This is a genomic window from Sphingomonas sp. IC-11 (genome assembly GCF_021043365.1).
Taxonomy (GTDB): domain Bacteria; phylum Pseudomonadota; class Alphaproteobacteria; order Sphingomonadales; family Sphingomonadaceae; genus Sphingomonas.
Window position 1 is genome coordinate 109,701 of sequence record NZ_JAJNDU010000003.1, and the last position, 11,433, is coordinate 121,133.

At 66.1% G+C, this 11,433-nt stretch carries 6 protein-coding genes and 1 tRNA gene; 2 read left to right on the forward strand and 5 right to left on the reverse strand.

Translation table 11 applies throughout. From position 1 onward, the window contains the following. Positions 1 to 14: 14 nt before the first annotated feature. Positions 15 to 617, reverse strand: coding sequence for an NADPH-dependent FMN reductase (locus tag LQ954_RS11235; protein ID WP_227772879.1), 603 nt, complete (start codon positions 615 to 617; stop codon positions 15 to 17). A gap of 61 nt (positions 618 to 678) precedes the next feature. Between LQ954_RS11235 and LQ954_RS11240 the strand changes: the two genes are divergently transcribed. After that, on the forward strand, positions 679 to 2,784 hold the full coding sequence (locus LQ954_RS11240; RefSeq protein ID WP_231023182.1) for a transglycosylase domain-containing protein: 2,106 nt from the start codon (positions 679 to 681) through the stop codon (positions 2,782 to 2,784). Between the two features lie 453 nt (positions 2,785 to 3,237). Here the strand turns inward: LQ954_RS11240 and gltB are convergent, their stop codons facing one another. The 4 genes from gltB to LQ954_RS11260 form a co-directional block, all read right to left on the reverse strand. Further along, positions 3,238 to 7,752 carry a glutamate synthase large subunit gene (gene gltB / locus LQ954_RS11245; protein ID WP_231023184.1) on the reverse strand — a complete coding sequence of 1,505 codons (4,515 nt, stop codon included), beginning with the start codon at positions 7,750 to 7,752 and terminating at the stop codon, positions 3,238 to 3,240. Continuing rightward, positions 7,752 to 9,200 carry an NAD(P)-dependent oxidoreductase gene (locus LQ954_RS11250; RefSeq protein WP_231023186.1) on the reverse strand — a complete coding sequence of 483 codons (1,449 nt, stop codon included), beginning with the start codon at positions 9,198 to 9,200 and terminating at the stop codon, positions 7,752 to 7,754. The genes gltB and LQ954_RS11250 overlap by 1 nt, the downstream gene beginning before the upstream one ends. Positions 9,201 to 9,334: 134 nt before the next feature. Continuing rightward, entirely contained in the window at positions 9,335 to 10,135 is an 801-nt protein-coding gene (locus LQ954_RS11255; protein WP_227772875.1) for an undecaprenyl-diphosphate phosphatase, read from the reverse strand. Between the two features lie 55 nt (positions 10,136 to 10,190). Next, positions 10,191 to 11,117, reverse strand: coding sequence for a complex I NDUFA9 subunit family protein (locus LQ954_RS11260; RefSeq protein ID WP_231023188.1), 927 nt, complete (start codon positions 11,115 to 11,117; stop codon positions 10,191 to 10,193). Positions 11,118 to 11,220: 103 nt separating this feature from the next. On the opposite strand from LQ954_RS11260, the gene LQ954_RS11265 reads away from it, so the two are divergent. Then, positions 11,221 to 11,307, forward strand: a tRNA-Leu gene (locus LQ954_RS11265). Positions 11,308 to 11,433: the final 126 nt, after the last annotated feature.

An 11,433-nucleotide genomic window follows, 5' to 3' on the forward strand; every position in this document is an offset into this window, starting at 1 on the left:
TCTGGGCGGCCCGTTCAGCCGGCCTTGGCCAACGGGGCGAACCGCGCCACCTGCTGGCCGATCAGCCGCAACTGCTCGACAACGGCAGGATCGCTCGCCCCGCCATCTTCGTCGAATTTGGTCACTGCGCTGTTGATCGCGGCCGCAAATGGCGTTGGCCAACCACGCAGCGCATGGACGATCGAGCGAAGCGCCGCGATGGTGGAGCCGGTCGCCTGCCAACCATAAGCGGTTGCGATCAGGCCGACCGGCATGTCCGCCAGATACGTACGCTCCGGATCGCGCGCCGTTTCTTCCAGCAAGTCGAGCGCGTTTTTCACCACGCCGGAAATGCTGCCGTGGTAGCCCGGCGAGGCGATGATGAGCGCCGACGCACCGCGGACCGCTTCGACGAACTCACGCTCTTCCGCTGTCCGCTCGCTTGCCTTGGGATTGTACAGCGGCAGCTTGGCCATGTCCGCGCCGCCGAACAAACGGGTCCGAAAGCCCTGCTCCTCCGCTGCGTCCAGCGCGATTCGCAATGCCCGTTCCGTCGAGGAAATCGCCCCGATAGTGCCGCCAATTCCGACGACCAGCGGTCGCTGGTCCGATTGAAGTGCTTCCGCTTCGCCGCTCATGGCCCTATTCCCTCGCACGATGCGCATCCTTGCGGCAACTGTCTTAGTAAAGTAATACGCGATGGCTGACCGCCGGAACGACGATATGCGCCCTGATCCCTTCGACAGCGGTCGCCTCCGCTACCATCATTCACCTGGAGAGCCGCGCCCGCCCATGCCTGATTTCGAGGCGTGGCAGGATGATACGCCTCCGCCGTCCGATCCCGTTCCCGCTCGCCGCCTGCCGCGTATCTCGATGCGCTGGATCATGCGCGGGCTTGGCGCGATGGTCATCCTGCTCGTGCTGGCCATTGCCTGGCTCGCGATCACCGCCCCGCTATCGCAATCGCTTAAGCCGCCCACGCCGCCCTCGATCACGTTGACGGCCGCAGACGGCACACCGATCGCACGGCGCGGTGCGATCATCGGGGAGCCGGTCGACGCGGCAAAGCTGCCGCCCCATGTGCGCGAGGCATTCCTCGCTATCGAGGACCGGCGCTTCTACTCGCACTGGGGCATTGATCCGCGCGGCATTGCCCGCGCTGCCTGGGCCAATCTTGGTTCCGGCGGTGTGCGTCAGGGCGGCAGCACGATCACGCAGCAGCTGGCCAAGAACGCCTTTCTTGATTCGGATCGCACCGCTGCGCGCAAGATCCGCGAGGTCATGATCGCCTTCTGGCTGGAGGCATGGCTGACGAAGGACGAAATCCTGTCGCGCTATCTCTCGAACGTCTATTTCGGCGACAACGTTTATGGTCTGCGTGCCGCGGCCAAGCATTACTTCGGCCGTTCGCCGGAGAAGATGAACATTGGTCAGGCCGCCATGCTCGCCGGCCTGGTAAAGGCGCCCTCGCGCCTCGCTCCGACCAGCAATCTCAAGGGCGCTCGGAAACGTCAGGCGGTGGTGGTCGCCGCCATGGTCGACGCCGGCTTCCTTACCAAGGCACAGGGCGAGGACGTCCAGCCGCAGCGTGTGCTGGCCAGCCGTCCGCGGCAATTGCCCACCGGCACCTATTTCGCCGATTGGGTGCTGCCCGAGGCGCGCGATCAGGCCGGAGAGGTCAAGACCGAAGCCACCGTGCGCACCACGCTGGATCGTGACCTTCAGCGCGCGGCCGAACGGGTGATCCGCCAGGCTGGCTTGCGCCAGGCGCAGGCAGCGCTCGTCGCCATGAAGCGCAATGGCGAAGTGGTCGCGATGGTCGGCGGGCGTGATTACAAGAAGAGCCCCTTCAACCGCGCCACTCAGGCGCGGCGCCAGCCGGGCTCCACCTTCAAGCTTTTCGTCTACTTGGCCGCCCTGCGCGCGGGCATGTCGCCCGATACGGTGGTGGACGACTCCCCCGTGGAAATCGCCGGGTGGAAGCCAAAGAACGACGATAACCGCTATCTCGGCGAGATCACGCTGCGGCGCGCCTTTCAGCGCTCCTCCAATGTGGTGGCCGCCCGTCTGACGCAGGAAGTGGGCGTTCGCAACGTCATTCGCGCCGCGCGCGATCTTGGCATCTCGACCCCCATCGCCAACGAGGCGACCATCGGGCTTGGCACCTCCGAAGTCTCCCTGCTGGAGCTGACCTCGGCCTTTGCCGGTGTCGCCGATGGTCGCTATCCGGTTCAGCCGCACGGCTTGCCCGATCTGCGGGACAAGAGCTGGTACAGTTCGCTTACCGGCGGGCAGAAGACCATGCCCGATCGCATCCATGATGACATGCTGACGCTGCTCGCCGCATCGGTGCGCGGCACTGGACGGGCAGCGGCGCTGTCGGTCGATGCTTATGGCAAGACCGGCACGTCGCAATCGGGTCGCGACGCATGGTTCATCGGATTTGCCGGTGATCTCGTGGTCGGCGTGTGGGTCGGCAATGACGACAACACGCCCAATCCCGGCCTGCACGGCGGCGGCATCCCCGCGCAGATCTGGCGCAATTTCATGACGGACGCGCTCGATCTCGCGCCGGTCGTCAAGGCACCGGCGGTTGAGGATGTCGATCCCGAGGCTGGGTTGGTCGGCGTCGTCGAGAATGAGATCGCACCCATTGCTGGCCGGCTGGACGGTCTGGGCATGGATCTGGAAATCGGACCTGACGGATCGGTCACCATCAACCGCCCGCCCCCTCCCCCTCCGCCCGTGCGGCGGCGCGAGGAGCTGGAACCTGAGTTCGAGGATGGGCCCCCGCCGGGCTTCTAACCCCGGCGCTGGGCGGTCGCCTGCCCTGCGGCGTCCCCGGCGTTCCCAGGCGAAGCCCGCCAAATGGCGGGCGTCCGGTCACGATGGGAGCATACTTCCCGGCGAGGCCTGACCGCTTGCTGTTCAGCGCGCAGTGAGCAGGGCACGCGGCGTTCGGAGACGCGAATACGCCCGTCCAGATCGAGCGGTGGCCCAGCGCGTCATGGCAGATGCGAAGCGAATAAGACGCCAAACCGCACGGGCGCGGGATCAGCCGATCACTTGGCCAAGGCGCCCGACACCCAACGAACGGCACGGCCAGGGCAAGAGCCGGCACACCATCGCCCGCATGAACCGCGCAGGTGCGCCCCTCCACACACCACATCATCCACGCCGCGGATTGCCCACGTCCAAAGACGAAAGCGGCACCGACGAAACCGAAAGTCCTCGTTCGGTGCCGCCAGAAGCAGAGACCTACTCCGCCGCTTCCATCGCGAACGCGTCGTCGAGCGGATGGACCAGCCGTTCCAGCATCTCACGCGGCACCACCTGCCAGAAGCGCGCCGACGAGCGCTCCCAATCATCGAGGATACCGCGCGCCCACTTGGAATCGGTTGCCTGAACATGGCGGGTGATCAGGTCGCGCAGCACGCCCGTCCAGTGCGCCGCGGCCAGCCGCTGCCACACGATGCTTTCCGGGTTGGCGCGGCGCGCAAAGCTGTCGTCATGATCGTAGACGAAGGCCATGCCGCCGGTCATGCCGGCACCGAAGTTCTGGCCGACGGCGCCCAGCACCACGGCCGTGCCGCCCGTCATATATTCGCAGCCGTTCGCGCCGCAGCCCTCGACCACCACCGTCGCGCCCGAGTTTCGCACCGCGAACCGCTCGCCAGCCTGTCCCGCCGCGAAAAGCGCGCCAGAGGTCGCACCATAGAGGACGGTGTTGCCGACGATCGTATTTTCCTGACTGCGGAGCGGTGACGACACCGCCGGCCGCACCACGATCACGCCGCCCGACAGGCCCTTGCCGACATAGTCGTTGGCGTCGCCGAACACTTCCAGCGTGATGCCCTTGCAGAGGAACGCGCCAAGGCTCTGGCCCGCCGAGCCGCGCAGGCGGATCGTGACATGGCCGTCGTTCAGCGCGCTCATTCCGAACGTGCGGGTGATCTCACTCGACAGCCGCGTGCCGACCGCGCGGTGCGTGTTGCGCACCGAATAGGTCAGCTGCATCTTTTCGCGCCGCGAGAAGACGGCGCCCGCGTCCTTGATGATCTGCGCATCAAGGCTGTCGGGCACTTCGTTGCGGAAGGTATTGAGCGAGAAGCGCCGCTCCGCATCGGTCGCGTCGACCTTGGCCAGGATCGGGTTCAGGTCGAGGTCGTCGAGATGCTCCGCGCCGCGGCTCACCTGCCGCAGCAATTCGGTGCGGCCGATCACTTCGTCGAGGCTGCGCACGCCCAGCCGGGCCAGGATGTCGCGCACTTCCTCGGCAATGAAGGTCATCAGGTTGATGACCTTCTCCGGCGTGCCGACGAACTTCTCGCGCAGCCGCGGGTCCTGCGTGCACACGCCGACCGGGCACGTGTTCGAGTGGCACTGGCGCACCATGATGCAGCCCATCGCAACGAGGCTCAGCGTGCCAATGCCGAATTCCTCCGCACCGAGGATCGCCGCGACCACGATGTCACGCCCGACGCGCAGGCCCCCGTCGGTGCGCAGCTTGATCCGCCCGCGCAGGCCGTTCAGCGTCAGCACCTGGTTGACCTCGGAAAGGCCCATTTCCCACGGCGTGCCGGCATATTTGATGCTGGTCTGTGGGGACGCGCCCGTCCCGCCGACATGGCCGGAAACCAGGATCACGTCGGCATGCGCCTTGGCGACGCCCGCCGCGACGGTGCCGATGCCTGCCGAGGAGACGAGCTTCACGCACACCCGCGCCCGCGGATTGATCTGCTTCAGGTCGTAGATCAGCTGCGCCAGATCCTCGATCGAATAGATGTCGTGGTGCGGCGGCGGGGAGATCAGCGTCACGCCCGGCGTCGCATGGCGCAGCTTGGCGATGAACTCGGTCACCTTGAAGCCAGGCAGCTGCCCGCCCTCGCCGGGCTTGGCGCCCTGCGCAACCTTGATCTCGATCTCCTCGCAGGCGTTGAGATATTCCGCCGTCACGCCGAAGCGCCCCGACGCGATCTGCTTGATCACCGAATTGGCGTTGTCGCCATTTTCGTACGGCTGATATCGGGTCTTGTCCTCGCCGCCCTCGCCGGACACCGCCTTGGCGCCGATACGGTTCATCGCGATCGCCAGCGTCTCGTGCGCCTCGGGGGATAGCGCGCCAAGGCTCATCCCCGGCGTCACGAAGCGCTTACGGATCTCGGTGATCGGCTCGACCTGGTCGATCGGCACGCCTTCTGCGGGGAAGTTGAACTGCAGCAGATCGCGCAGGTAGATCGGCGGCAGGTCGCCTACGCCGCGTGAGAATTGCAGGTAGGTCGAATAACTGTCGGTCGCGACCGACGTCTGCAACAGGTGCATCAGCTGCGCGGAATAGGCATGCGCCTCGCCCGTATGCCGCTGGCGATAGAAGCCGCCGATCGGCAGGTTCACCACCGCCTCGTCGAACGCCGCGTCGTGCCGATCCTTCGCGTTGATGTGTAGCGAGGCATAGCCTTCGCCCGAGATCTTCGCCGGCATGCCCGGGAAGAAATCGTTCACCAGCGCGCGGGAAAGGCCCACTGCCTCGAAGTTATAGCCGCCGCGATAGCTGGAGATCACCGCGATCCCCATCTTCGACATGATCTTCAGCAGCCCTTCCTCGATCGCCTTGCGGTGCCGCTTCAGGCATTCGTCGAGCGCGAGGTCACCGAACAGCCCGCGCGCCTGGCGATCCGCAATCGCGGCTTCGGCGAGATATGCGTTCACTGTCGTCGCACCGACGCCGATCAGCACCGCATAATAATGCGTGTCGAGGCATTCCGCCGTGCGGACGTTGACTGACGCGTAAGAGCGCAGTCCGCGCCGCACGAGGTGCGTGTGCACGGCCGCCGCGGCGAGCACGCCGGGAATCGCGATCCGTTCCGGCCCAACATATTCGTCGGTCAGGAAGATTTCGCTCTTGCCCTGCCGCACGGCCTGCTCGGCCTCGTTGCGGATGCGCTGGATCGCGGCGCGCAGCTTGTCTGCGCCGCCGCTCGCCTCGAACGTGCAGTCGATCTCTGCCGCCGCGCTGCCGAAATAGGTCTTCAGCCGCGCCCAGTCTGTGGACGTCAGCACCGGCGAATCGAGCACGAGCACGCGCTCGCGCCGATCCTCGGTGTCGAGGATGTTGGCGAGGTTCCCGAACCGCGTCTTGAGGCTCATCACATAGCGCTCGCGCAGCGGGTCGATCGGCGGGTTCGTCACCTGGCTGAAATTCTGCCGGAAGAACTGGCTGATCAGCCGCGGCTTGTCGGAAATGACGGCGAGCGGCGTATCGTCGCCCATCGATCCGATCGCTTCCTTGGCCGTCTCCACCATCGGCGCGAGGATCAGCTCCATGTCCTCCAGCGTCTGGCCGGCCGCCACCTGGCGCTTCGCCAGCTCCGCACGGTCGTAGCGCGGCACGCCAGCCGCCGGGGCAGGCGGCAGGTCGTCGATCGTCGCGAAATTGCCGATCATGCCGGCATAGTCGGCCTCGGCCGCGATCCGGTCCTTGATCGCGCGATCGTCGTACACCTTGCCCTCGGCCAGATCGACCGCGATCATCTGCCCCGGCCCCAGCCGGCCCTTGGCGATGATGGTCGATTCCGGCACCACCACCATGCCGCTTTCCGATCCCACGATCAGCAGGCCGTCGGCCGTCTGGGTGTAGCGCAGCGGGCGGAGCGCGTTGCGGTCCATGCCTGCCACGGCCCAGCGCCCATCGGTCATCGCCAGCGCGGCCGGACCGTCCCACGGCTCCATGACGGAGGCGAGATACTGGTACATGGCGGCATGTGCCGGCGGCATGTCATCGGCAATGTCGCTCTGCCACGCCTCAGGCACCAACATCAGCTTCGCGGTCGGCGCATCGCGGCCCGAACGGCAGATCGCCTCGAACGTCGCGTCCAGGGCAGCGGTGTCCGACGCGCCCGCCGGGATCACCGGCTTGATATCCTCCGAATGCTCGCCGAACGCGATCGACGCCATGCGGATCTCGTGGCTCAGCATCCAGTTCTTGTTGCCGCGGATCGTGTTGATCTCGCCGTTATGCGCGAGGCACCGGAACGGCTGCGCCAGCCACCATTGCGGGAAGGTGTTGGTTGAATAACGCTGATGGAAGATCGCGACCCGGCTTTCGAACCGCTTGTCGGTCAGGTCCGGATAGAACACCGACAGGCTCTCGGCGAGGAACAGCCCCTTGTAGATGATCGAGCGGCAGCTCAGCGAACAGATGTAGAAGCCTTGGATCTGCGCCGCGATCACCCGCTTTTCGATCCGCCGGCGGACGAGATAGAGGTTCTTCTCGAATTCCGCGGCGTCCACTTCGTCGGGCATCGGCCCGGCGATCATGATCTGCTCGATCTCCGGCCGCGTCGCCTGCGCCTTCAGGCCGATAACGCTCACGTCCACCGGCACCTGGCGCCAGCCATAGATGGTATAGCCCGCCTCGATGATCGCGCTCTCTACGATGGTGCGGCACGTCTCCTGCGCGGCAAGATCGGTGCGCGGCAGGAACACCATGCCCACCGCCAACCGGTTCGGGCGCACCTTGTGCCCGCTCATCGCGATCGCATCGTCGAAGAAGCGCACCGGCAGGTCGACGTGCAGCCCCGCGCCATCGCCGGTCTTGCCATCGGCATCGACCGCGCCGCGGTGCCACACCGCCTTCAGCGCATCGATCGCAGACTGCACCACCCGGCGAGACGGCTTGCCATCGGTCGCCGCCACAAGACCCACACCACACGCATCGCCCTCGAACTCGGGGCGGTACATGCCATGGGTGGCGAGATATTCGCGCTGATCCATCACGCGGCCTCCTTCGCGGGCTGCGCCGCGACCTTGCTCTTGAGATATTTGTGCATCGTCGACGCGACATCGCGGCCGTCGCGGATCGCCCAGACGACGAGGCTCGCGCCGCGCACGATGTCACCGGCGGCGAACACGCCGTCGAGGCTCGTCATCAGCGTCTTGTTGTCGACCAGCACCGTGCCCCAGCGCGTGACGCCCAGCTCGGGCGCATCCCACAGGTGCGGCAGCTCCTCGGCATCGAAGCCCAGCGCCTTGATCACCATGTCGGCGGGCATGTCGAGCGGTCCGCCGGGATCGACCTCGGGCGCGCGCCGGCCGCTCGCGTCAGGTGCGCCCAGCCGCATGCGATTGGCGCGTACGCCCGACACAGTATCTTCGCCCACGAAGGAATGCGGCGCGGACAGCCACACGAATTCCGCGCCTTCTTCCTCGGCATGGGCGACTTCGCGCTGCGATCCCGGCATGTTCGCGCGGTCGCGACGGTACAGGCAGCGCACGCTCTTGGCACCCTGTCGGATCGCGGTGCGGACGCAGTCCATCGCGGTATCGCCGCCGCCGATCACCACGACATTCTTGCCCTCGGCGTCGAGGCTGCCGTTGTCGAACGCCGGCACCGCATCGCCGAAGCTCTTGCGGTTGGATGCTGTCAGATAATCGAGCGCCGCGATTACGCCGGAGGCCTGGTTGCCCGGCACATCGATCTCACGCGCCTTGTAGACGCCCGTCGCGATCAGCACCGCATCATGCCGCTGGCGCAGCTCGGCGAAGCTCGCGTCCTCGCCAACCGCAAAGCCTTCGTGGAAGACGATCCCGCCGTCCTTCAACCGGTCGACGCGGCGAGTGACGACGTGCTTCTCCAGCTTGAAGCCGGGGATGCCATAGGTCAGCAGCCCGCCCGCCCGGTCATGCCGGTCATAGACGTGTACCTCATAGCCGTACTTGCGAAGATACTCGGCCGCAGTCAGTCCGGCCGGACCGGCACCGATCACACCGATCGACTGGCCACGCGCCGGCCCCGGCACCAGCGGCTCGATCCAGCCCTGTTCCCAGGCGGTATCAGTAATGAACTTCTCGACGGAGCCGATCGTCACCGCGCCATGGCCGGAGAATTCGATCACGCAATTGCCTTCGCACAGCCGATCCTGCGGACAGATGCGGCCACAAATCTCGGGCATCGAGGAAGTGGCGTTGCTCAGCTCATAGGCCTCGCGCAGCCGCCCCTCGGCGGTCAGCCGTAGCCAGTCCGGGATGTGATTGTGGAGCGGACAATGCACCGTGCAGTACGGCACGCCGCATTGCGAGCACCGCCCGGCCTGCTCCTCCGCGCGCGGAATCGCATAGCGGTCCGCAATCTCGCGAAAATCCTCTGCCCTCGCCTCTGCCGACCTTTTGTCCGGATAGGACTGCGGGGTAGCGACGAATCGAAGCATGGTATCAGCAGCCATAAGCCCTCCGCCGATGTGGGTCTCACATCGGCAAAGCACCATCAAGACAGTATTGCTGACCTATTCTGCGCCCGACCGCCGCTTTCGCTCACTCAGCCGCTACAAACACCTTTGAAGAAGGTAACATTTCGGACCTATCGAGCAGAAAGCATCACCAGCGCGACTGCGCCGGCGATAATCCGATACCAGGCAAATGGGGCAAAACCGTGCTTCGTCACCACCGCCATGAACGCCTTCACCACCGCTAGCGCGACGATGAACGACACGAATGCGCCGACCCCGATCAGCTGCAGGTCGTTGGCGGTGATCGCGTCGCGGTGCTTCACCAGCTGCAACACCGTCGCACCCGTCAGCGTCGGCAGCGCCAGGAAGAAGGAGAATTCGGCAGCCGTGCGACGATCGATGCCGATCGCCATGGCGCCCATGATCGTCGCCCCTGACCGGCTGACGCCCGGGATCATCGCGATACATTGAACAAGGCCAATCTTCGCCGATTGCCCGGCCGACACGCCGGAAATGCCGCCCACCACCTGCGTCTTGGCCAGTTTCTCGATGATCAGGATTGCCACGCCGCCGATGATCAGCGCCCAGGCGACCACTACGGCATTTTCCAGCAACGCCTCGATCTGGTCGTTGAATGCCAGGCCCAGCGCCACGGCCGGAACGAAGGCGATCAGCAGGTTGCGCACGAATGCGACCGAATTGGGCTCGCCCCGCACCAGGCCAGTCAGCACCGCCATGAACGTGCGCCAGTACAGCACCACGATCGCCAGGATCGCGCCTGGCTGGATCGCAATGTTGAACACCGCCCAGCGCTGCGGATCATAGCCCAGGATCTCGGTGGCGAGCACCAGATGCCCGGTGGAGGAAACGGGCAGGAATTCGGTGACGCCCTCGACAATGCCGAGGATGATCGCGGTCAGCAGATCGGACATGACAGCCTTTCAGGTCGCCCGCCGCCGCGGGCCGATGCGCGAAACGGAAGCGGGATCAGGCCTCGGTGGGGCGGGCAAAGCGCCCCGCGCGCTGATATTGCACCAGCCACCCGGGCGCGACCGCCGCCAGCGGCGTTGGCGTGATACCCAGCGCTTGCAGCCCTTCGGCACCCTGGGTCACCACCGTATCCTTCTGCAGCAGCTTCCACTGATCGCGCGAGATGGGCGCCCCGGGGAGCGCGGCGAGCAGTCCGCCCAGCGCGTCCGGCATCGGCACGAACGACGGATGCCGACCGATCTGTCGCCCGATCCACTGTTGCAGTTCCAACATGGTCAGCACGTCCGGACCGCCCAGCTCGAACGTCCGCCCGGCAAAGGTCGCGGGATCACGAAGCACAGTCGCAACCGCCTCGCCAACGTCCCCGGCGAACACCGGCTGGAAGCGCACGTTCGGCTTTAGCACGGGCACCACCGGAAAGCGGGCGACCATGCGGGCGAACATGTTGATGAACTTGTCCTCGCGCCCGAACACGGTGGACGGGCGCAGGATCGTGGCGCCGGGGAAGGCGTCGCGCACGGCGGCCTCGCCGGCGCCCTTGGTCTGGGCGTACAGCGCCTCGGCCTGGGGATCGGCGCCGATCGCCGACACATGAACCATTGTCTCGACGCCGGCATTGCGCGCGGCCTGCGCCAGCGCCCGCGGCCCTTCCACATGAATGCGGTTCAGGTTGCCGGTGAAGCTGCCGACCAGATTGACGACGCCATCGGCGCCGGCGATCGCCCGCTCGATCGTATCGGGCCGGGTGATGTCCGCCGCCACGAATTGCGTCTGGCCGAGCGCACCCAGCGGCTTCAGATACCACGCCTCGCGCGGATCGCGCTGGGCAACGCGAACGCGTGCGCCGGTGGCAAGCAGCGCCTGTGCGACATAACGGCCAAGAAAACCGCCACCGCCGATCAGCGTGAACAGCCTGTCTCTCATGTAACGCTCCGCCGGGGAAAAAATTTCGGCCCAGCCCCTAGCCGTGCGAAGTGCCTGTTGACAAGGCCGCCACCTCGGCCCTAGAGGCGCCGGCCTACCCCGTGCCCAGATGGCGGAATTGGTAGACGCACCAGCTTCAGGTGCTGGCGCTCGCAAGGGCGTGGAGGTTCGAGTCCTCTTCTGGGCACCATTTTCCTGCAGGCAGGAATTCTCCCAAATACGGCTATATTCATCGCCGCCAGGCGCCGGCGTCTGGCGTGGCGAAGCCACCAGACCCGGTCCACCGGACCCCACCTCCGCTTGCGGTAAGTGCGGC

What these genes read in the sequence shown, in the direction of transcription:
- LQ954_RS11235 (WP_227772879.1), bottom strand. Translation starts at nt 617, where the DNA reads ATGAGCGGCGAAGCGGAAGCACTTCAATCGGACCAGCGACCGCTGGTC.
- LQ954_RS11240 (WP_231023182.1), top strand. Translation starts at nt 679, where the DNA reads ATGGCTGACCGCCGGAACGACGATATGCGCCCTGATCCCTTCGACAGC.
- gltB (WP_231023184.1), bottom strand. Translation starts at nt 7,752, where the DNA reads ATGGATCAGCGCGAATATCTCGCCACCCATGGCATGTACCGCCCCGAG.
- LQ954_RS11250 (WP_231023186.1), bottom strand. Translation starts at nt 9,200, where the DNA reads ATGGCTGCTGATACCATGCTTCGATTCGTCGCTACCCCGCAGTCCTAT.
- LQ954_RS11255 (WP_227772875.1), bottom strand. Translation starts at nt 10,135, where the DNA reads ATGTCCGATCTGCTGACCGCGATCATCCTCGGCATTGTCGAGGGCGTC.
- LQ954_RS11260 (WP_231023188.1), bottom strand. Translation starts at nt 11,117, where the DNA reads ATGAGAGACAGGCTGTTCACGCTGATCGGCGGTGGCGGTTTTCTTGGC.